At 67.9% G+C, this 21,687-nt stretch carries 18 protein-coding genes; 8 read left to right on the forward strand and 10 right to left on the reverse strand.

The genetic code is table 11. The annotated features are described in order from the left end of the window. Positions 1–15: 15 nt before the first annotated feature. The 3 genes from H5V44_RS07840 to H5V44_RS07850 all read right to left on the reverse strand — a co-directional run bounded on the left by H5V44_RS07840 (position 16) and on the right by H5V44_RS07850 (position 2,387). On the reverse strand, positions 16–1,674 hold the full coding sequence (locus tag H5V44_RS07840) for a rhomboid family intramembrane serine protease (RefSeq protein WP_185192548.1): 1,659 nt from the start codon (positions 1,672–1,674) through the stop codon (positions 16–18). Between the two features lie 101 nt (positions 1,675–1,775). Continuing rightward, positions 1,776–2,054 carry a UPF0058 family protein gene (locus H5V44_RS07845; protein ID WP_185192549.1) on the reverse strand — a complete coding sequence of 93 codons (279 nt, stop codon included), beginning with the start codon at positions 2,052–2,054 and terminating at the stop codon, positions 1,776–1,778. Between the two features lie 123 nt (positions 2,055–2,177). Continuing rightward, complete coding sequence (locus H5V44_RS07850) at positions 2,178–2,387, reverse strand: ribbon-helix-helix domain-containing protein (protein ID WP_185192550.1); 210 nt, start codon at positions 2,385–2,387, stop codon at positions 2,178–2,180. A gap of 210 nt (positions 2,388–2,597) precedes the next feature. On the opposite strand from H5V44_RS07850, the gene H5V44_RS07855 reads away from it, so the two are divergent. The 6 genes from H5V44_RS07855 (at position 2,598) to H5V44_RS07880 (ending at position 10,124) form a co-directional block, all read left to right on the forward strand. After that, complete coding sequence (locus H5V44_RS07855; RefSeq protein ID WP_185192551.1) at positions 2,598–3,191, forward strand: sulfite oxidase-like oxidoreductase; 594 nt, start codon at positions 2,598–2,600, stop codon at positions 3,189–3,191. 561 nt (positions 3,192–3,752) lie between these two features. Then, positions 3,753–5,114: an isochorismate synthase gene (locus tag H5V44_RS07860; protein ID WP_185192552.1), complete on the forward strand. Its 1,362-nt coding sequence runs from the start codon at positions 3,753–3,755 to the stop codon at positions 5,112–5,114. Between the two features lie 46 nt (positions 5,115–5,160). Further along, a complete protein-coding gene (gene menD / locus H5V44_RS07865; RefSeq protein ID WP_185192553.1) occupies positions 5,161–6,918 on the forward strand; it encodes a 2-succinyl-5-enolpyruvyl-6-hydroxy-3-cyclohexene-1-carboxylic-acid synthase in 1,758 nt (585 codons plus the stop codon). Between the two features lie 56 nt (positions 6,919–6,974). Further along, positions 6,975–7,892 (forward strand): 1,4-dihydroxy-2-naphthoyl-CoA synthase, encoded by a 918-nt coding sequence (locus H5V44_RS07870; protein WP_185192554.1) that lies wholly within the window; start codon positions 6,975–6,977, stop codon positions 7,890–7,892. A gap of 214 nt (positions 7,893–8,106) precedes the next feature. Continuing rightward, positions 8,107–9,054 (forward strand): 1,4-dihydroxy-2-naphthoate polyprenyltransferase, encoded by a 948-nt coding sequence (locus tag H5V44_RS07875; protein WP_185192555.1) that lies wholly within the window; start codon positions 8,107–8,109, stop codon positions 9,052–9,054. Continuing rightward, positions 9,051–10,124 (forward strand): mandelate racemase/muconate lactonizing enzyme family protein, encoded by a 1,074-nt coding sequence (locus H5V44_RS07880; protein ID WP_185192556.1) that lies wholly within the window; start codon positions 9,051–9,053, stop codon positions 10,122–10,124. The genes H5V44_RS07875 and H5V44_RS07880 overlap by 4 nt, the downstream gene beginning before the upstream one ends. A 176-nt stretch (positions 10,125–10,300) precedes the next feature. Here the strand turns inward: H5V44_RS07880 and H5V44_RS07885 are convergent, their stop codons facing one another. The 4 genes from H5V44_RS07885 to H5V44_RS07900 all read right to left on the reverse strand — a co-directional run bounded on the left by H5V44_RS07885 (position 10,301) and on the right by H5V44_RS07900 (position 14,256). After that, complete coding sequence (locus H5V44_RS07885; protein WP_185192557.1) at positions 10,301–11,152, reverse strand: hypothetical protein; 852 nt, start codon at positions 11,150–11,152, stop codon at positions 10,301–10,303. Positions 11,153–11,526: 374 nt separating this feature from the next. Then, a complete protein-coding gene (gene pyrI, locus H5V44_RS07890; protein ID WP_185192558.1) occupies positions 11,527–11,997 on the reverse strand; it encodes an aspartate carbamoyltransferase regulatory subunit in 471 nt (156 codons plus the stop codon). Then, a complete protein-coding gene (gene pyrB, locus H5V44_RS07895; protein ID WP_185192559.1) occupies positions 11,994–12,920 on the reverse strand; it encodes an aspartate carbamoyltransferase in 927 nt (308 codons plus the stop codon). The genes pyrI and pyrB overlap by 4 nt, the downstream gene beginning before the upstream one ends. Positions 12,921–13,005: 85 nt before the next feature. Next, positions 13,006–14,256 (reverse strand): Glu/Leu/Phe/Val family dehydrogenase, encoded by a 1,251-nt coding sequence (locus H5V44_RS07900; protein ID WP_185192560.1) that lies wholly within the window; start codon positions 14,254–14,256, stop codon positions 13,006–13,008. 546 nt (positions 14,257–14,802) lie between these two features. Here H5V44_RS07900 and H5V44_RS07905 point away from each other — a divergent pair. Next, a complete protein-coding gene (locus H5V44_RS07905) occupies positions 14,803–15,501 on the forward strand; it encodes an amidohydrolase family protein (RefSeq protein WP_221625619.1) in 699 nt (232 codons plus the stop codon). Between the two features lie 179 nt (positions 15,502–15,680). Here the strand turns inward: H5V44_RS07905 and H5V44_RS07910 are convergent, their stop codons facing one another. After that, positions 15,681–16,004: a hypothetical protein gene (locus tag H5V44_RS07910; protein ID WP_185192561.1), complete on the reverse strand. Its 324-nt coding sequence runs from the start codon at positions 16,002–16,004 to the stop codon at positions 15,681–15,683. Positions 16,005–16,324: 320 nt separating this feature from the next. Between H5V44_RS07910 and H5V44_RS07915 the strand changes: the two genes are divergently transcribed. Then, positions 16,325–17,059 (forward strand): fumarylacetoacetate hydrolase family protein, encoded by a 735-nt coding sequence (locus H5V44_RS07915; protein WP_185192562.1) that lies wholly within the window; start codon positions 16,325–16,327, stop codon positions 17,057–17,059. A 41-nt stretch (positions 17,060–17,100) separates the two neighbouring features. Here H5V44_RS07915 and aceB read toward each other — a convergent pair whose 3' ends face one another. Next, the gene (aceB, locus tag H5V44_RS07920; RefSeq protein ID WP_185192563.1) at positions 17,101–18,402 is read right to left on the reverse strand and encodes a malate synthase AceB; all 1,302 of its coding nucleotides are present in this window, start codon (positions 18,400–18,402) and stop codon (positions 17,101–17,103) included. 219 nt (positions 18,403–18,621) lie between these two features. Beyond that, entirely contained in the window at positions 18,622–21,606 is a 2,985-nt protein-coding gene (locus tag H5V44_RS07925) for an FAD-binding and (Fe-S)-binding domain-containing protein (RefSeq protein WP_185192564.1), read from the reverse strand. Between the last annotated feature and the right edge of the window lie 81 nt (positions 21,607–21,687).

A 21,687-nucleotide genomic window follows, 5' to 3' on the forward strand; every position in this document is an offset into this window, starting at 1 on the left:
CCCGCCGGGCCTCCGTCACTCGTAGGTCTCCTGGGTCAGAAGCCGGAGCCGCGTGCCGTTGTACGAGACGGTCACCCGCGAGACGTTGCGGTCGAACCGGAGCCCGTCGACGGTCACGGACTCGTTTTTCCCGGGGAAGGCCACAGTCTCGTTGCTCGAGCCGTTGTGGCGCGTGACCCGCAACCGGTAGGCCTCCCGCGTGGGGACGACGGTCACGTTCCGGCCGGCGAGCGTCGGCCCGGCAGTGGCCGGCTCGGAGGTGTACACCACCTGCATCGCGTCGCGGTCGCCGAGCCCGACCCGGTAGGCGGTGCCCCCGCCGAGCACCTGCCAGCCGTCGCGCTGTGCGTACACCGTCTCGCGCCAGCCGACCCCGCCGAGCCGGACGGCGACCCGGCCGGTGAACGCCAGCCGTCCCTTCGGGACCGCCGTGGTCCAGATCCCGCGGTCGGTGCTCCGCACGATCACGCCGGAAGTGTTGACCGCGGTGGTCTCCCCGAAGGCCTCGACGTCCACGACGGACACGAGCCCGTTCCGGACGTTCTCGGCGTACGTGACCTCGTAATCCCGGACCGTTCGCTCCTCGCCCGGAAGCTCCCCCGCCTCCGCGGTGAAGAGGTTCGCCGGGACCGCGGGCCCGGCGATCGCCGCGGTCGCGAGCAGCAGCACCCCCGCCGCGACCTGCCAGTTCCGGACCACGCCGCTGTCGGCGCCGAGTTCCCACTCGAAGAGGGGATCGTCGCGGGCGACGACCGCCACCACGACGAGAACGGCCAACAGGGCGACGAGCACCACGCCCACGGCGCGATAGAGCACGTACGTCTCTCCGCCGCGGAACCAGTACACCGCCCACAGCGACTGCTCGACCGCGACGAGCAGGGCGCCCAGCCAGAGCCGGCGCGCGCTCGGCCGGTCGCCCGCCAGGCGGGTTCGGACGATCCACAGCCCGAGGAGGACGCCGATCAGGAGCCCGAGGGCGTGGCCCTGGATCGCGATGTCGGCCCACCACGGCGAGATGTACGCGGGGCGGCCCATCGCGACGAGCGTGGGGGTTCGGAGCGCGTTGTACACGAGTCGGAGCGCGCCGCCGCCGACGAGTGCGATCACGGTCCCCAGCGGGTAGTTCACCAGTGCCACGCCCGCAAAGGCGAACACGACCCCCGAGAAGCCGATGATCGGGCCGACTGCGAACACCGAAGTCAGAAACCCGACGGCGATCACCGCCGCGGGGAACGCCACGAACCCGCGGACGTAGGGGTTCGTCCGGAACGAGGAGAACGTCTGTGCCCCCCGGCGTCTGGGGAAGTGGCCCCACGCGTACTCCGCCAGCGGGGCGAGCGTGAGCGTCCCGATCAGGTTCCCGATCAGGTGGTTCGCGCCGTTGTGGGAGAACGCCGCGGTGAGCATACCGGTCGGGTAGAAGTACGACCACGCCCGGAACGGGATCGTGACCGGCGAATACCAGTTCCGGAGCCCGCCCTGCACCAGGAGGTACACCGCGAGAACGAAGCCGGCCGACAGGAGCGTGCCCCAGGGGACCCCGAGCACGAACCGTTCGCGAAGACGGGCGCCGAACACCGACGGCCGATCCACGAGGAACGTCACCGCGAGGGAGACCAGAAGCGCGGCCACGACTGCGAGACGGGAGAGGAGATCGACCGGAAGCGAATCCATAGTTCCGAGTGAGTGAGCGAACCGTTAAGAAGCTACGCAGTCCGCAGGCGTTGCGTCGCGAGACGGAAGCCGATCGAAACCGGGACGCCTCACCGGCCGGGTCAGAGTTTGCTCTCGGCGTCCTCTGCCAGCTCCTCCATCCGCTTGCCCACGCGGCCGGCGTTGGAGAACTCCTCGTCGGTCATCGCCGACGCGAGCGCGTTGCCGAGGACGAACACGGCGTGTTTGTGCTCGCTCTTCGATTTGTGGACGTGTGAAGGGTCGACATCGAGGTTCTCGTACTCCTCGAAGATACTCTCGTCGACCTCCTCGCGCCCCGCGAAGTTGTCCTTGATGATCAGCATCTGTTCGTGGAGTTCCAGGAGCTCGTCCTTGTGCATACGGCAACGTACGCGAGAGGCGATGTTAAGGGTTTTTGCTGGAAGCTCACACGGTCGGGACTGTCGTCGTACGGGTCGGACGCCGTCCGAAGCCCCGAACCCGGCCGCTGAGTGGCTACGCTGTCAGAAGACGTACTCGTCGTCGTGTCCCATCATCCCGTCGTCTTCGAGGCGGTCGTCCTCGTCGATCGGGCCGCTCGTTTTGAACGCACGGAGGCCGGTCGAGAGGAGTTCCTCGATGGCCTCCTCCCGGTTGACGAACTCGCCTTGATCGACGAGTTGCGCGATCTGCATTTCGAGGTGTTCGGGGACGCTTATATTCACCTTGGGCATCTGATCGTCCGACGCTTTGAATCCGGGGTATTTAATTCCTGTGGCGTCCTTTCCCGGTTTGCGAAATATCGCTTTGAAAATTCGGGAATCTATTTTTGATCGAAATAAAAGTATTAGCAATTTCGGTAAAACCGCGGTTTTATACGTCCCGGACGGGCGACGAACCCATCCGAGCCAGGCAGCATATGAACCTGCGGCCGAAGTGAGGGTATGGCCGAAGACGTCACCGACCTCTACCGGGAGTTCGGCGACTCGCGGGTGCCGCCCGGGCAGCGTGCGAGCGACCGATTCCCGGTGCTGTCGAAGGGCGAAACGCCGTCGTGGGACCGCGAGACGTGGTCCTTCGAGGTGTGGGGCGCCGTCGAGACCGATCTTTCGCTTTCCTACGGGGCGTTCCAGGAGTTGCCGTCGACGACGCAGCGGCAGGACTTCCACTGCGTCACCGGCTGGAGCGCGCTGGACTGTGAGTTCACCGGGGTCCCGTTCACCACGATCGCCGAACGGGCCGGAGTTGGCGACGACGCCGTCCACGTGCTGTTCCACGCGCTCGACGGATACACCACCGACCTCCCGCTGTCGGACTGTCTCCACGAGGGCGTCCTGTTCGCGTACGGTCACGACGGCGACAGCCTGGCGCCGGACCACGGCGGGCCGCTCCGGGTGGTCACCCCCCACAAGTACGCGTACAAGGGCGCCAAGTGGATTGACGGCGTCGAGTTCCTGACCGAGCCCAAACGGGGCTACTGGGAAAAGCGCGGCTACTCCGCCACTGCGAACCCTTGGAACGAGGAACGGTACGGGTAGTCGGCGGTATAACGGAACCCACACCAAAGTTCACAGACGTTCTATAGTAGCGTTTGCAACTGGTTGCACATCCGATCGCACGACGGCGTGTGATCGAGTGAGCGAAGACTTGCAGACGCTACTATAGGTCCCATCAATTCGCTCAGTACAGGTGAACTACCGACCGCGAGCGAACGCAGTGAGCGAGCGGGCCGAGGAAGGGGCAAAGCCCCTGACGCAGGCTTTTGGCCGAGCTTTTGCCAGGGAGCGAGCAGGGCGGGACCGGAGGTCCCGCTGGCAGCCGGGCGAAGCCCGGCGACGAAGCGAGCGACCGCAGCAAAAGGTCGGTGCGCACATCAGTTCTATAGCCCAATTTGTCGAAATTAAACGTGAAAATAAGAATCAATTAATACGAGCGACTGCTGTACCGCGAGCGAACGAAGTGAGCGAGCGGGCCAAGGAGGCCCCGAAGGGGCCGACGCCGTGCTTTTGGCCGAGCTTTTGCCAGGGCGGCGAAGCCGCCCGCAGCAAAAGGTCGGTGGGATAGTCAAATAAAAGGCAGTGGGATCCCGAGGTTCGACAATGGAACCGTTGCGGACCGACGCGGCGGGCACGCACCTCGTCAGTCGGTCGGTCCCCGTCGAGCCGCCGTCGTTTCGGGCTGTGCTCCGCGCCGCCGACACCCCCCGGACGGTCTGGGGCGCCCCCGAGGAGGCGACCGTGGCGGGCGAGGGCGCGGCGGCAACGCTCACCGCGGACGGCGCGGGTCGGTTCGACACCATCAGGAACGCCGCCGAGGCGCTGTTCGCGTCGGGCGACGTCCACGCCGGCACCGAAGCCGCCAGACCGCGGCTGTTCGGCGGGTTCGGCTTCCACACCGACAGCACGACGGGGCCGCCGTGGGAGGATTTCCCCGGCGCGCGGTTCGTCTTCCCCCGCGTGCAGGTCACCTGGGTCGACGGCGACGCGTGGGTGACGGTGAACGCAGTCGGCCCGGAGGCGACCGCCGAGTCAGTCGAGTCACGGTTGGCCGAGGAGCGCGGCCGGATCGAGTCGCTCCCGGACGCCGGCGACCTCGCGGACCCGCCCGGCGTGCGCAACCGACGCCGGACCACCGCCCGCGAGGACTGGCGCGAGGGCGTTGAGGCCGCGGTCGATCGGATCGAGTCGGGCGACCTCCAGAAGGTTGTGCTCGCACAGGCGCTCGACGTCGACCTCGATGGCGACCTCCCGTTGCCGGACGTGCTCGCCCGCCTGGGGGAGCGGTACCCCGACTGCTACCGCTTCCTGGTCGAGCCCGAGCCGGGTGCGGGACGGTTGCAGGCGTCGCTGTTCGGGGCGACGCCCGAGCGGCTGGTGTCGGTCCGGGGTCGGACAGTCGAGACCGACGCCCTCGCCGGAACGACCGGCCGCGGGGAAACCCCGGAGGAAGACGAGTGGTTAGCCGCGGAGCTCGCCGAGGACGACAAGAACGCCCACGAGCACCAGCTGGTCGCCGACACGATCAAAGAACAGCTCGCGCCCTTCGCGGCGTCGGTGAGCGCCGGGCCGCGCCGGATCCGACGGCTCGCCACCGTCCAGCACCTCCGGACGCCGATCACTGCGACGCTCGATCGCGCCGAACACGTGCTGTCCCTGGTGGAGGCGCTCCACCCGACGCCCGCGGTCGGCGGGCTGCCGCCGGAGCGGGCGCTTGAGACGATCAGGGAGACCGAGCCGTTCGACCGCGGGTGGTACGCCGCGCCGGTCGGGTGGATCGACGCCGCGGGCTACGGCACCTTCGCGGTCGCGCTCAGGTCGGCCGTGGCCCGCGGCGACACCGCGACGCTGTTTGCGGGCGTCGGCATCGTCTCCGATTCCGACCCCGACGGCGAGTGGGACGAGGTTCAGCTGAAGTACCGGCCGATCCTCGACGAACTCGAACGGGAGGACGACGGGCGGTGAGCCGACGCAGCGTCCCCAGGACGCCCGACCGGGAGGAGCCCCACACGTGACCGACCCGAACCGGAACACGCTCTGGGGTCGCGTGCTGGCCGAGGAACTCGCTGCCGCCGGGGTCGACACCGTCTGTGTCTCACCCGGAAGTCGGTCGACGCCGCTGACCGTCGCGTTCCACCGCAACGACGACATCCGGGTCCTTTCGCACCTCGACGAGCGGTCGTCGGCGTACTTCGCCCTGGGACGGGCCCGCCGGACCGGCGAGGTGACGCCGCTCGTGTGTACCTCGGGGACAGCCGCCGCCAACTACCACCCCGCCGTGATCGAGGCGTCCCAATCGCGGGTGCCGCTGCTCGCCCTGACCGCCGATCGGCCGCCGGAGCTCCGGGACTCCGGCGCGAACCAGACGATCGACCAGGAGAAGCTCTACGGGGACGCCGTCCGGTGGTACCGCGACGTCGCCGAACCCGAAGCGACGCCCCGAAAGCTCCGGTCGCTGCGGACGACCGCGGCCCGCGCCGTTGCCCGCGCTACCGGCACTCCTGCCGGTCCGGTCCACCTCAACCTCCCGTTCCGGAAGCCGCTTGAGCCGACGCCTGTCGAGGGGGATGTCCCACTCGACCTCCCCGAACCCGCCGAGAGGGGACGTGACGGAGCGTTCGTCGACACGACGGCGGGCGTCCCCGACCTCGACGACGACCGCCTCAGGGAGCTGGCGTCGTCGCTGTCGGAGCCGCGCGGGCTGATCGTCCTCGGACCCGACGACGCGCCGGGCATAGACCCCGAGGCGGTCGCGGCGTTCGCCCACGCCACCGGATTTCCAGTCCTGGCGGACCCGCTTTCGGGGGTCCGCTACGGCGGCATCGTCCGGACCACACCCGTAATCGGCGGCTACGACGGCTATCTCGGCGATGAGATCAGAGACGCGTGGCCCGATCCCGACGTCGTCGTCCGCGCCGGCGCGTCGCCGACGTCGAAACCCCTCAGGAAGTACCTCGCCGCGGTCGAGGCCGACCAGTACGTGATCGATCCCGCCGGCGGGTGGCGGGAGGCGGCGTTCACCGCGACCGATCTGGTTGTGGCGGACCCGACGCGGCTGTTCGGCCGATTGTCGCGGCTGCTCGCCGGGCCGGGAAGCGACGACTGGCGACAGCGGTGGGTCGACGCCGAGGCAGCGCACGCCGGGGTCCTTGAGGAGTCCAACGGGTTCTGCGAGGGGCGGATTCTGGCCGACGTCGTCGACCTCGCGCCCGACCCCTCGACCCTCTTCGTCTCGAACTCGATGCCCGTCCGGGACCTCGACCGGTTCGGCGCGCCGACGACGGCGTCGCTCACGGCGCTGGGAAACCGCGGCGCTTCGGGTATCGACGGCATCGTCTCGGCCGCGCTCGGCGCGGGGTCGGCGACGACCGACCACCTCACGCTCGTCGCCGGCGACCTGGCGTACTACCACGATATGAACGGCCTGGCGGCGATCGACCGATGCGACGTCGAGGCAACGATCGTCCTGATCAACAACGACGGCGGCGGGATCTTCCATATGCTCCCGATCGAATCGTACGATCCACCCTTCACCTCGCAGTTCGTGACGCCCCACGGCCTGGAGTTCGAGCCGACAGGAGACCTCTACGGGCTCTCCTTTGCCCGCGTTGAGGCCGGCGACGGGGCGTTCCGCGAGGCCTACCGGGAGGCGACGGCGTCTGAGGGCTCTCACGTCATCGAGGTCCGGACGGACGCGGAAGCCAGCCACCGCGTCCGCGACCGCCTCCGCGAGCGGGCGGCCGATCGGGTGCTCGACGCGACGACGTGAGGGATGGGGCGGGGCCCGAAACGAATCTTTTTGCGCCCGCCGTTCCCCCACCCCGTATGGTTTCGGAGATCTTCGACGCCGACCGGTGGGAGCGGGTCGACGGCGCCGACGCGTTCGACGACATCACCTACCACCGCGCGATCGACGTCCCCGCCGTCCGGATCGCCTTCGACCGCCCCGAAAAGCGGAACGCCTTCCGGCCGGGCACGGTCGACGAACTCTACGCGGCGCTTGATCACGCCAGAAAGCAGGCGGACGTCGGCTGCGTGTTGCTCACCGGGAACGGACCCTCCGAGAAGGACGGCGGGTGGGCGTTCTGCGCCGGCGGCGACCAGTCGGTCCGCGGGGAGTCGGGCTACGAGTATCGCGACGACGACGAGGCCGACGCATCGGACGACCCCCTGGTTCGTGAGGCGAAGGCCGGCCGGCTCCACATCCTGGAGGTCCAGCGGCTGATCCGGTTTATGCCCAAACCCGTCGTCGCGGTCGTGCCGGGCTGGGCTGTCGGCGGCGGCCACTCGCTGCACGTGATCTGCGATCTGACGCTGGCCTCGGAGGAACACGCGAAGTTCCTCCAGACCGACCCCGACGTTGCCTCCTTCGACGGCGGGTTCGGGTCGGCGTACCTCGCGAAACAGGTGGGCCAGAAGAAGGCCCGGGAGATCTTCTTCCGCGGGAAGACCTACACCGCGGCGGAGGCCGTCGAGATGGGGATGGCAAACGAGGCGATCCCCCACGCGGAGTTGGAGCACGTCGCCTTAGAGTGGGCCGACGAGATGACGGATAAATCACCGACCGCGATACGGATGCTGAAGTACGCGTTCAACCTGGCCGACGACGGGTTAGTCGGCCAGCAGGTGTTCTCCGGGGAGGCGACCCGGCTCGCGTATATGACCGCGGAAGCACAGGAAGGGCGGGACGCGTTCTTGGAGGGTCGCGACCCCGACTTTTCGGAGTATCCCTGGCACTACTAGCACCCACCTTTTTTCGTACGGAGGGTTTCCTCGCTCGCTGCGCTCGCTGCGGGAACCCTCCGTACAAAAAATCTGGATCAAAAAATCCCGCCGAACTCGCGGCCTCCCGGCCGCTCGTCGGCGGTGAACCGCTCGCTCACTGCGCTCGCTCGCGGATGCTCGACATGAGAGTGGATCCGAACTTTGACACCGACGCCATACTGAGAGGACGGCAATGACCACGCAGGACATCTCCCGGCGGGAGGCGTGGGTGATCGCCGCCCGACCTCAAACCCTGCCCGCGGCCGCCTCGCCCGTGATCGTCGGCACGGGACTGGCGGTCCACGACGGCGTCTTCGCGGTTCTCCCCGCGATCGCGGCGCTCGTCGGCGCGGGACTCATCCAGGTCGGCACCAACTTCGCCAACGATTACTACGACGCGGTACAGGGCGCGGACACGGAAGCGCGGGAGGGGTTCACCCGCGTCACCGCCGGCGGCCTCATCGCGGCGGAGAGCGTCAAACGCGCGATGGTGCTCACCTTCGCGGCAGCGATCCTCCTGGGAACATACCTCGTCTACGTCGGCGGCGTTCCGATCCTGGTGATCGGGGTGCTGTCTGTGGCCTCGGGAATCGCCTACACCGGGGGGCCGTACCCGCTCGGATACCACGGTCTCGGCGACCTCTTCGTGTTCGTGTTCTTCGGGATCGTCGCCGTCGCGGGCACCTACTACGCCCAAGCTGCCGCGGTGATGGCCGCTCCGTTCCCGGTCGGGATCCCCCCGGGGACGCTCCCGACCGCGGCGGTCGTCGCCGCGCTCCCGATCGCGGCGCTTTCGACCGACATCCTGGTGGTGAACAACGTCCGCGACAGGGCGGAGGACGCCACGACCGGCAAGCGGACGCTCGTGGTCCGGTTCGGGTACGGGTTCGCGCGGGCGCAGTTCGTCGCGATGCTCGTGCTCGCGTACGCCGTCCCGCTGTGGTTCCTCCTGCGGCCGGGGTACTCCGCTGCAGTCGTGCTCCCGTACCTGACGCTCCCGTACGCACTCACCATCGCGCGGACGATGCTGACCGAGACCGCAGGTGAGGTGTTGAATCCGATCTTAGAGCGGACCGGCCGACTGCTCGCGGGGTATGCGGTCCTGTTCGCCCTCGGCCTCGCGAGTACGGGGCTCGTATGATCCGATACGACCCCTTCTCGCTGCGGTTGTCGTCGCCGCTCGGGACGGCTGCCGGCCGGATCACGGACCGGAAGGGGTTCGTGGTCCGGGTCGAGGCCGACGGCCACCGGGGGGTCGGCGAGGCGGCACCGCTGCCCGGGTGGACCGAGTCGTACGACGACTGCGAGGCGGCCCTCGCGGATGCGGCCGCACCGAACGGGGATGACGCCCCCGCACCCGACGATCCGGCCGCCGGAGTCGACGTCGCGACGCCCGCAGCGCGGCACGGGGTCGAACTCGCACGAGCCGATGCACTCGCCCGCGCGGCCGACGAGTCGCTCGCGGCGTGGCTCGCCGACGGGTCACCCGCGGGGTCGGTTCCGGTCAACGCGACTGTCGGCGACGCCTCCATCGAGGCCAGCGCGGCGGCGACCCGCGAGGCCGTCGACGCGGGGTACGAGGCGGTGAAAGTGAAGATCGGCGCGCGGAAGGTCGGCGAGGACGAGGAACGGCTGCGTGCCGTGCGGGAGGCTGCGGGCGACGGCGTCGAACTCCGCGCCGACGCCAACGGGGGGTTGGACGCTTCCGCGGCCGAGCGACTCGTCGGCGTGGCTGCCGACCTGGATTTCGCGTACGTCGAACAGCCGCGGCCGGCGTCGGATCTCGCCGGCAACGCCGCGTTGCGTGACCGGGGAATCGACATCGCCCTCGACGAGTCGATTGCGGCCGTCGGCATCGACGCGGTGCTCGAACGCGACGCGGCCGACGTTGTCGTCTGCAAGCCGATGGCCCTCGGTGGGCCCGTCCGGACTCGCGACCTCGCCCGCCGTGCCGCGGCCGACGGGGTCGAAGGCGTCGTGACGACGACGATCGACGGGGCCGTCGCCCGGACCGGTGCGTTGCACGTCGCGGCCGCGCTGCCGGACGTCCCCGCCTGCGGGCTTGCCACCGGAGAGCGACTCGAATCGGATCTCGCGGCCGACCCGGCGCCGGTCGAGGACGGCCGGATGGTCGTTCCGTCGGGGCCCGGACTCGCCGGGGCGGCGTTCGACCCGTTGCGGCGGGAGGGGGGGCTACCCGACAGCGAGTAAGGGGTTGCCCAGGGAGTATATTACGGCTGCCGCCGAACCGGCCGTATGGCCGACCCTTCGCCGAAGCAGCGCCGGCTCCTCACGGGACTGTTCGCCTTCGCCGCGGTCGTGTTCGTCGGCGGAATCGTCGTGGTTGCGTGGCTCGCCGGCGTCATCTGACCGCCGACGGGATCCCGCTACGACCCGTCGTCGCCGTCCGGCCGGTGGGTCACGCCGCCCCGGGCGTCGGCGTCCTTCCGCCGGATCGCCGCGGCCGCGTTCGACGCGTCGTACCCGAAGTAGACGTTCTCGGCGTACGTTTCGGCCACTTCCGTCGCGTGGACCAGGTCGTCTAAGTCGACATCGACGGCGTAGAGTTCGATCGCAAACGGCGTGTCGGTCGGCGCAAGCAGGCTCTCGAACCCCTTCGCGATCGTTTCGAGCCAGTAGGTCGTCGCGTAGTGGCTGTCGTAGAGAGGGACGACGAACTCGTCGATGTGGTCGGCTACTGCCGCCACGTCGATACCGGACCGCCGGTAGAGATGCTCCGGGTACGGATCCGGGTACAGGGTGAGATACGTCGTGCCCGGAACACGCCCGGCGGCGTCGACGACGAAGTCGGTGATCTCGGCGGCCCGCCACGCGACCCGGTCGTCGTGATCGCCCTCGTCGAACCGACGGTCGCACCTGTCGCACCGACAGTACCCCTCGCGCGGGAACCCGACGTCGTCGAGCCTGACGTCGGCGTTTGCGGTCGCACAGTCCTCGATGATCTCGAAGAGTCCCGCGCGGTACTCCCGGTGTGTCGGGCAGACGTACGACCAATCGAAGTACTGCTGTTCGCGGGTCGCGGGCGTTCCGTCGTCGTCGATCGGAACCAGATCCGGGTCGGCGTCCGCGGCCGCGGTGTCGCCGAAACACGAGATCATGTTCGTCGCGTTCGGGAGGGGTTCGGCGGCCCGGCCGGTCACGTCCTTGACCTCGTAGAACCCCACTCCGAACTCCGACCACTCGACCTCCTCGGCGTTCCGGGTGACGAGGCCGTACATACCTCACGTTCGCCGGCGACTCGTATCAGTCCGTCGGACGGCCTCACGGGAATCGGCCGGCTACGACGACAGTACGGGCCCTGCCGTCCGACACCCGTCGCTCGCGGTCGTCACGGAATCGCAGAAGCGGGGTTTTCGCGCGATGCTCGAACCGAGGAGGCCGGCGTCGTTACTCGTCGCCGCCGTCGACGTCGACCTCGATGGGGTCCTCGTCGCCGGAGACGAGGAAGTAGATTACCGCCACGAGCGCCAGTGCCAGGATGAACTTCGCCTTACTGGACATACCCGTGGATACTCGTTCTCGGTACAAAACCGTTGTCCTCCGGTCCCGGGTCCGGCTCCAGTCGGGCGATCGGCACCTCGCGGCAGTCGCGTCAGGTCACCGTGAGGTGCGAGGTGATCTCGGACTCCCTGACGATCTCGTCGCAGTAGTGACACCGGAGTCCCTCCTCGAGGACGGCAAACCGGGTTCGGATCGGCTCGTCGCCGGTCGTGATGCAGTTCCGGTTCGGACACGAAAGCACTCCCTCGACCGACTCGGGCCGCTCGATCCGCTGTTTTTCGATGACCTCGTAGTCGCGGATGATGTTGATCGTCGCCTCCGGGGAGATCACCGCCAGCACGTCGACCTCGGATTGGCTCAGTTCCCGATCCTCGACCTTGACGATGTCCTTCGTCGCGAGGGTGTCGGAGGGGACGTTCATCCCGACCGAGACTGTCTCGCCGCCGGACCCGTCGATCCCGAGCAGCGCGAGCACGTTCAGCGCCTGCCCCGCAGTCAGGTGGTCGATCACGGTCCCGTTCCGGATCTTCGAGACGCGGAGTTCGCGGTCGGTGTCGGTCATCGATCCCCCTCCGTGTCGGTCTCCAGCAGGGAATCCAGAAGCGCCATCCTGATCGGCACCCCATTGTGTGCCTGCTCGAAGTACTTCGCGTGGCGGGTGTCGTCGACCTCCGGCGCGATCTCGTCGACCCGCGGCAACGGGTGCAGCACCGTCAGCGAGTCCTTGGCGACATCGAGGTCCTCGGCGTCGATCCGGTACTCGCCGGCCACCTTGCGGTACTCGTTTTCGTCGGGGAACCGCTCGCGCTGGATCCGGGTAACGTAGAGGATGTCCAGGTCGGCCAGCACCCCGTCGAGGTCGGTGTGTTCCCGCACCTGTGCTCCGGACCCGTGGAGGTCATAGCGGACGCTCCGCGGGAGTCGGAGGCTCTCGGGGCTGACGAACTCCTGGCGCACGTCGAAGTTCGTCAGCGCCGACGCCAACGAGTGGACCGTCCGGCCGTACTTGAGATCCCCCATAATCCCCACAGTGATGTCGTCCAGCCCGGCGTTCTCGCGGATCGTATAGAGATCCAACAGCGTCTGTGTGGGGTGCTGTCCGGCCCCGTCACCGGCGTTCACGAGCGGAACGTCGACGAACTCCGCGGCCATCGCGGCCGCCCCTTCCGAGGGGTGTCGTAGCACGAGGGCGTCGGCATACCCTTCGAGTACCCGCATCGTGTCGGCCAGGGTCTCCCCCTTCTTGACCGACGACGACTCGACGGCGCCCATATCGGTGGTCCGCCCGCCGAGGCGTTTCATCGCGGTGTCGAAGCTCATCCGCGTGCGGGTGCTGGGCTCGAAGAAGCAGAGCCCGAGGATCGACCCCGAGTGTCGACCGTGCCACGCCGCGGGATCGGCGTCGATCTCCGCCGCGCGGTCGAGCACCGCCTCGATGTCCGCCCGCGAGAGCTGGGTCGCGGAGATGAGGTGGTCCTGGCGCATCGTCTGTCCACCCACGCGGCACGGACTTGAATCGCTCGGGTCCCATCGGCGGGCCGCCTCGCCGCTGCGGACTTCGAGTTCCCGTCTACGGCCAGGTTCCGCTGTCGGTGTAGGCGTCGACGACCCGCCGGATCGCCACCACGTACGCCGCGATCCGGAGGCTCGGGAGGTCCTGGGACTCGAATGCGGAAACGAGGTCGTCGAAGGCCCCGGTGATGGCCCGTTCGAGTTCGTCGTTCACGCGCTCCTCGGTCCACGAGAACCGCTGTCGGTTCTGGACCCACTCGAAGTACGAGACCGTGACGCCGCCGGCGTTTGCCAGGATGTCCGGCACGATGAGGACGTCGCGGTCGCCGAGGACGTCGTCGGCGCCGGGCGTCAGCGGTCCGTTCGCGGTCTCGACGATGACGTCGGCCGCGACGTCCCGCGCGATCTCGGCGTCGACCGCGTTCTCCAGTGCCGCCGGGACGAGGAGGTCGACGTCGAGGGTGAGCAGTTCCTCGTTCGTGAGTTCCGACGACGATCCGAACCCGGTCACCGACCCGGTCTCGGTCTTGAACTCCTTGACGGCGGTCGGATCGAGGCCGTCCGGATCGTAGATCGCCCCCGAGGAGTCGGAGACTGCGACGACCCTCGCGCCCTGCTCTGCGAGCAACGTGGCCGCGACCGACCCCGCGTTGCCGTAGCCCTGCACTGCCACTGTCGTCCCGTCAAGGTCGTCGCCCAGGTAGTCGAACGCCTCCCGGGCGGCCAGCATCGTCGAGCGTCCCGTGGCTTCGACTCGCCCCTCGCTGCCGCCCGCGGAGACGGCCTTCCCGGTGATGACGCCCGGCGCGACCGTGTCCTCCAGCGTCTCGTAGGTGTCTTTGAACCAGTTCATCTCCCGCTGGCCGGTGTTGACGTCCGGCGCCGGGACGTCACGATCCGGGCCGACGATGGGCCTGAGTTCCGTCGCGAACGACCGGGTGAGCCGCTCGACCTCGGACATCGAGAGCTCGCGGGGATCGACGACGATTCCCCCCTTCCCGCCGCCGTACGGGATGTCGACGACTGCACACTTGTAGGTCATCCACCCCGACAGCGCTTTGACTTCGTCCCGCGAGACGCCCGGGTGGTATCTGATCCCACCTTTGTAGGGCCCGCGGTCGCCGTTGAACTGCGAGCGGAACGCACGAAACCGCTCCAGCGACCCGTCGTCCATCTCTACGGTGAGGTTCGACTCCAGCACCCGCTCGGGGTGTTTCAACCGTTCGATCACGCCGTCGTTGACGTCGAGATACGCCGCGGCGTCGTCGATCTGCTCCTGCAGGCTCTCGAACGGGTTGACCTCGGACATACGCTTACCTCTTGCAAGTATAAACGTTATAATACTGATGGCGAACCCGACGTTTCGGGATCGCCCGGCGGCGAACGGGTTCTTTCCGCCTGATAGCATATAAACAGATATATAGTTTACAGTTCGAAGCAGACATTCGATCGAAAAGCGCAGGGAAACGATCGTATAGCATTCTGAAGTTCAGCACAATAATAAACTTACAGTTGGTTTACCTCGGGGCCCATTTTCACACTGAAAACACGTGCTTCCCCTCGACGAATCGGGCGTATGAAGCCGAGGGCGACCCCCCGATCCGGACGCCGGGGAAGACTCTCCGGCTGATCGAGACGCTCGACACCGACGAGGGGTTTCGGCCCACGGAACCGGCTGATCGCGTCGAGACGAGCAGAAGCGACGTCCACAACCACCCCATACTGTTGGCTATACCTACGTGAAGATTTTCGACACCCCGGGGTGTCGAAATCCGTCACGGGACTATCGCCGACAGTATCAGGAGTCGGTCCCCGCTGTACCGATACGGTCGACCAACTCGTCGAGGACACGAGGATGCTGGCGAACCTGGCGACCGAGGAGGCCGGCCAGGCCGTCTATCTGTCCCACTCCTGGAGGGGCTACGCGGTCAGCCTCGACGCCCGCGCGGGGTACCGGCTGCCGTCCGGATCCTCTCGAACGTCGAGGGGCGGCCGCTCGACGACGACCGGTTCCGGCCGCTCCACGAACGCGCCGAGGCGACCGACGCGCCGCTGTGGATCCACCCCCCAACTCCGGGAGCGGTACGAGTGGGCCTCGGAGTATATCGAACACCGGTTGTGCGGGTGGCGCTTCGACACCACGCTCGGGTTGTCGCGGCTGGTGTTCGGCGGGGTGATGGCGGCGTACCCCGACCTGGGGATCGTCCCCCACCACGGCGGGGGAATGGTGCCGTACTACCGACGTCGGGTCCGGATGTCCTACCAGCAGCGACAGGCCTACCCCGGGTTCCACGAACGCGCCGCCGACCGCTCGGAGCCCGCCGAGGAGTACTTCACGCGGGTCGACGCCGACACCGCAGTACCGGGGTCGACGCCGGCGCTGGAGTGTGTGGAGTCGTTCTTCGACGCCGGGAACGTCGTCTTCGGGACCGACTACCCGTTCAGCATAGAGCGGGGGCGCCGCACGCTCGAAGTCACCATCGACGCCGTCGAGGGGACGAACGTCGGCGTCGACACCCGCGAGGACATCTTCCCCGGGACCCGCTACGACTGATCGAGTAGCCCAGCCCCGTTTTCCGCATTCAAACCGCCTTGTACGGACGACCGCACGACGATAGCACGTGACGGAAACAGGTGTACGGCTGTTACGGCATCTTGAATCCACCGACAGCAGTCGGCTACGGACTACCTCGACCGCCCGTTCGCTTCGAAGTCGATTAAAAAACGCCCGGGTTATCCGACGCGGAGTTCCATCGACCCGGGATTGGCGAACTCGATCCAGTAAACGTCGCCGGGTTCGATGTCGAGTGCGGCCGTGATCCCGCCACTCATCACCAGTTCACCCTCCCTGAATCCGTCGCCGACGTCGGCGAGCCGATCCCCCAGCCACGCCGCGGGACGGGCTGGGTTGTCCGTAATGTCCCTGCCGACGCCGATGAACTCCCGCAGTTCCGCGTCGATGTTCTCCGTCCCCGCTGTCCGGTCGCCCGCGTCGACGAAAGCAGCGACCCGCTTGCGTGTAACGTCGTCCGTAGATACGCAAGTGAGTTGAAACATCCGTCGCCGCCCCCGGCGGATGTTGCGTATATATATGTAACTACTGGCCAGCGAGCGCCTGATGCTCGCGCGATCGTCTTCGATGGGGGCACGAGCGATCAGCATCGCGGGGCCTGCCGATCGGATGACCGACAGACAGCTCGACGACGGGATCGTCGACTAACTCCTCGGGGCCGCGACCGAACTGGAATTGAAGCTGGGGCAGGCGTGAACGTGGTCACACCTGGGGGGTCTGCCGTCGCCACCTGATCACGGCCCAGGACCACGGCCGGCCGTTCGGTACAGCAAACGGTATGTACGTCCGCGGCGGTGGGTGAGATATGCGACAGGCACGGCTCCGAACCGACGACGGGATCGTACGGGGGCGCTACACTGACGGACGGATCGTCGCCGCGGACGGCGAGTACGAAGTCGGTCGCGACGGGTCGCTCACGTACCCCTGCGCTCCCTCGGCGATCTACTGCGTCGGCCGCAACTACGCCGAGACCCTCGAACAGATGGACTACGACCGGCCCCCGGAGCCGGACTTCTTCATCAAGCCCCCGGCGTCGCTTTCGGGCCACGGGGATCCGATCCGGTATCCCGGGTGGACCGACGAACTCACCTACGCGGGGGAGCTGGCCGCCGTCGTCGATCGGCGGTGTCGGGACGTACCCGAGGCGAACGTCTCCGAGGTGATCAGAGGGTACACGGTTATGAACGACGTCGACGCGCTCGATCAGCAGGGCCGGACCGCGAGGAAGGCGTTCGACGGATCGGGGCCGCTGGGGCCGTGGATCGAGACCGACCTGAACCCCGAGGGGATCGGGATGGAGACGGTGATCAACGGCGAGACGCGGCAGGACGCGAACACCGAATTGATGCTGTTTTCGCCCGCCGAGATCGTCTCGTTTCTCTCCCGTCGCTTCACGCTCCGTCCCGGGGACGTGATCGCGTTCGGGAGCCCCGCGAACCCGGGGACCGTCGAGTCGGGCGACGTAATCGAGATCACCTACGAGGGCGTCGGAACCCTCCGGAACCACGTCGTCGGGCCGTCAGACGGCGACGCGGCCTGAGCCTGGAGGCCGTCGGCGCCGGGACTACCGCCTGTACGCCGTCACTCCCCGACTGCCACCGCGCGCTCGATGAGGTCCCGGCCGTACATCTCCGCCAACGCCTCGTGCTGATCGGGTCGGTGCTCGTAGACGTCCTGGAACAGCGCGATCGGGGTTCCTGCGGCCTGATACGTGGCTTCGTCCCACATCCGGTCCGCGGTAATTTCGACCTCGACGCCGTCGATGACCAGGGTGGCCGACCGCGACATCGCGATCGCGCCGCGCCCCGCCGCCTTCGCCGCCTCGAACTCCTCCATCGAGTCGACGATGTCGTCGAGGCTGGGGACGTAGGCGGTCAGATCCAACAGTTCCTCCTCGAGTTCCGGCTCGTCGAGCACATATTCGTCGTCGCCGACGCGGAGATGGTACTCCCGGTCGCCCGTCACCTCCAATCCCAGCTCGGACCCCTCGTACACCTGTTTTCCGTCCCGGGCTTCGAGTTCGACGTCGCGACCGCCGGCCTCGACGAGCCAGCGGCCGGTCTTCGGCGGGAGGGGTGCCTTGTTCGCCTCGACCACCTGGCCGGGGGTGAGCGACCAGATGCCGGTCATCCCCTTCGCGCGATTTTCGGTCATCCGCTCGCGGTACCCCTCCACGTCGCGGATGTCGTCGTAGGGGCCGTCGACGGCGATGAGTCCGGCCGCGGCCGCGCCTCGCGAGGTGTTGTGACGGAGTTCGGGCCACGCCGGGAGTTCGCCGGTCGGCGTCATCGCGCGCATATCCTTCGTGTAATCGACCTCGCCGTCGACCAGCAGGAACAGGCGTTCCAGGTTGTTCGCGGGCTTGCCCATCTCCGCTCTGAGGTCGCCCATCGCCAGTTCCGCCTCCCCGGACTCGACGATCACCGACATCGAGAGGCTCCCAGGTTCGAGCCCCGCCTCGTGTTCGACGATGGTGAAGAACTCGTCGGCCTTCTTCCAGTCGTCGACGTCGCCGACCTCGGGGATCACGAACCCGTCGACGTGGTTGATCGCGTCGGATTCGGCCACCCGGAGCATCTGCTGGAACCCCCGATACCGGGTCGTGGGGTCCTCCCGGTGCCAGACCACGCGCGGGTGGATCTCGCCGGGGAAGTCGCTTCCGTGCTCGGCGACGACCTCGATGATGTTGTCGATCCCCTCCGCGCGCATCGACGGGGCCGTCGCGTCCTCGTTGTCGGGCACCCACACGTCGGGGGCCTCCAGTCCTCGCAGTTTGGCCGCGCTCCGAAGCATCTTCGCGGAGTCGTTCTCGCCCTCCACGGCGGTCGGCGACGTGAAGAAGGTCCGAACGAACTCACGATCGTAGTGGCGGTTGACGCTCATATCGGTGTTTTAGACAGCCGTGGGGCGGATATTAAAACTACCGTGGGTTGGGTTCTCCCGGTTCGACGACGGACGGCCGACGGCTTCCGGTATCCCCGCTCGGAACTTGGGCACGCTCCCGTCGGCGGTCCCGGATATCATACGTGCGTCTGTTAGCGGTCGATACGACCAGGATTCGGACACTCCGGCGAACGCGCCGGCTCGACCCGGAACCTTTATTCAGCGATCCACGACCCGATCCACCGCTTCGATCGGGTGCGGCGGGGAGGCGTCCGCGACGTCGCCGTCGCCGATCTGGCTGCGGCAGGAGGCGCCGGGGGCGACGACCTCCGGCGCGTCGCTCGCACGGATCTTCTCGAACAGCCGCTCGGCGATCGACTTCGAGACGTCGTAGTGTTCGGCCTCGTACCCGAAGCTCCCGGCCATCCCGCAACACCCCGAATCCAGCGGGTCGACGTCGTAGCCGGCCCGGCGGAGCACGCCGACCGCGTGGTGGTCGGTGCCGGCGGCGTGCTGATGACAGTGGCCGTGGTACGCCAGGGCCCGATCCGTCGCCGCCTCCTCAACGGTGAGGTTCTCGACCAGCCGGTGGACGTCGAGGTACTCACACACCCCGTAGGCGTTGGCCGCGACCCGCTCGGCGGCCCCGGTGTCGAGGAGGTCCGTGTACTCGTCTTGGAACACGACCGCGTCGCTGGGTTCGACCGCGACGACCGCCCAGCCGTCGTCGATGTAGTCGTCGAACAACTCGACGTTGGTACGGGCCCGGTCGGCGGCGCGGTCCAGCAGGCCGACCGAGTACGCCGCGCGGCCGCTCGGGGCGACGTCGGTCGGAACGCGGACGTGGACGCCTGCGGCTTCGAGCACCCGCACCGCGGCCTTCCCCGGGGCGGGGTAGCTGTAGTTTGTGTAGGTGTCGGGGAACAAAAGCACCTTCCGGTCCGCGTCCGCGGCCGACACCGCCGGCGTCCTGTCCCGGGCCCACTCCACGAACGACTCCCGCGTGAACGACGGCAGCGACCGCTCGGGGGCGATCCCCAGCAGCTTCTCCAGCACGACCCGCGACCCCGGGATCGCCGTCGCCCAGTTCGACAGCGGCGCCAGCTTGGAGCCCCACGCCGACGCCGCGTCGATGTTGCCGAAGAGCGTGGTCCGCAGCCCCGGGTCGTCCTCCTGATGGTACTGGTGTTTGACTTCGGCCTTCAGCTTCGCCATATCCACGCCGGTCGGGCAGTCGGACTTACACCCCTTGCACCCGACACACAGGTCCAGCACCTCCTCCTGGAACTCCGTCGAGTACAGTTCCTCCTCGGGGAGCTCGCCGCTGATGGCCGCCCGGAGCATATTCGCCCGCCCGCGAGTCGTCGCCATCTCGTCGTCCGTCGCGCGGTAGGTCGGACACATCACGTCGTCGTCCTGCTGCCGACAGGTTCCACACCCGTTGCAGAGTTCCACCAGTTCGGCGAACCCGCCCTCCTCGGAGAAGTCGAGCCGCGTCTGGGGTTCGATCGTGGCGTAGTCCGCACCGTACCGGAGATCCTCGCGCATATCGGTCGGGTCGTCCTCGCGGTAGACCACCTTCCCCGGGTTGAGCAGCCAGTCGGGGTCGAACGCGGTCTTCAGCTCCTGGAAGGCGCTCCAGAGGTCGTCGCCGTACATCTTCGGATTGAACTCCGTCCGGGCGAGCCCGTCGCCGTGCTCCCCCGAGAACGACCCGTGGTGTTCGGCGACGATGTCGGTGACGTCGTCCGCGATCGACCGCATCAGCTGGATCCCCTCCTCCTGCTTCAAGGAGAGGATCGGGCGGATGTGCAAGGTTCCGCTGCCGGCGTGAGCGAAGTAGGCCGCCGAGGTCCCGTGGTCGTCGAGCACGTCCATAAATTTCTGCGTGTACTCTGCGAGTTCCTCGGGCGGGACCGTCGCGTCCTCGATGAACGGGTACGGTTTCGCGTCGCCGTCGAGGCTCATCAGAAGCGGGATCGCCGCCTTCCGGAGCTTCCAGAGGTCAGCCTGGGCGTCGTCGGTGTACGCCTCGATCACGTCGAAGGCGTCGCCGTCGGCGACGAACGCCGTCGAGGTCTCCGCGATCGCGGCCTCGAAGTCGTCCACCAGTTCGGAGTCGAACTCGATCATCAGCGCCGCGGCCGCGTCGTCCGGGATCGGCGCCTCGTAGCGGGCGTACTGTTCGGACTCCCGGGCCAGCCGGAACACCTCGTCGTCCATCAGTTCGACCGCGCTCACGTCGTACTCCAGCGCCTCCGGGACGGCCGACAGCGCCTCGATCAGGTCCTCGAAACAGTACAGCGCAAGCGCCGTCTCCGGCGGCCGCGTCACGAGCGACAGTTCGGCTTCGACCACGATCCCCAGCGTGGATTCGGCACCGACGAACAGTTTGGTGAGGTTGATGACGCGGTCGCCGTCGTCGTTCTCGTAGATCACCCGGTCGAGGTTGTACCCAGAGACGTTCCGCTTGAGGTCCGGATACCGGGCCTCGATCTCGTCCTCGTGGCGCTCCACGAGGCCGCGGACGGTCCGGTACAGTTCCGCCTCGCGGGTGTCGGCCCCGACGATCCGGTCCCACTCGGGGCCGTCGAGGACGACCTCCCGAGTCTCGATCAGGCTCCCGTCGGCGAGCACGACCTTCAGCCGCTCGGTGTAGGCGTCGGTGATGCCGTACCGCACGGAGTGGGCGCCGGTGGAGTTGTTCCCGATCCCCCCGCCGATGGTCGCGCGGTTCGACGACGCCGGGTCGGGCGCGAACTTCAGCCCGTCCGCGGCCAGCCGGTCGTCGAGGTGGTCCTGAACGACGCCCGGTTGGACGACTGCACGTTGCTCTTCGGGCCGCACGTCGAGGACCTCGTCGAAGTGCGTCGAGAGGTCGAGGACCACGCAGCCGGAACCGACTGCCTGGCCCGCGAGCGACGAGCCCGCACCCCGTGCGAGGATCGGCACGCCGTGGTCGGTTGCGAGGTCGACAGCGGCGCGCACGTCGGCAACGTCGCGAGGTTCGACGACGCCGGCAGGCTGGGCGCCGTAGATGCTGCCATCGGTCGCATAGAGGACGCGCGCGTACTCGTCGAACCGAACCGCCCCGTCGACGGCCGCACGGAGGTCGGCAGCGAGGTCGGCGTACTCGGAGTCCTGCCCACCCGGACGTACGGCGGGTCCCACGCCGGCCCGATCGACCGCGGGAGTCCGTGACATACCACCAGGGTAACGACGGTGAGGACATATTCTTTCGGGTGGCGGCCCCGCCGGTTCACGACGCGGGCCTCCCCGCCGACA

Origin of the sequence: Halobellus ruber (assembly GCF_014212355.1) — an archaeon.
GTDB classification, from domain to species: Archaea; Halobacteriota; Halobacteria; order Halobacteriales; family Haloferacaceae; genus Haloquadratum; species Haloquadratum rubrum.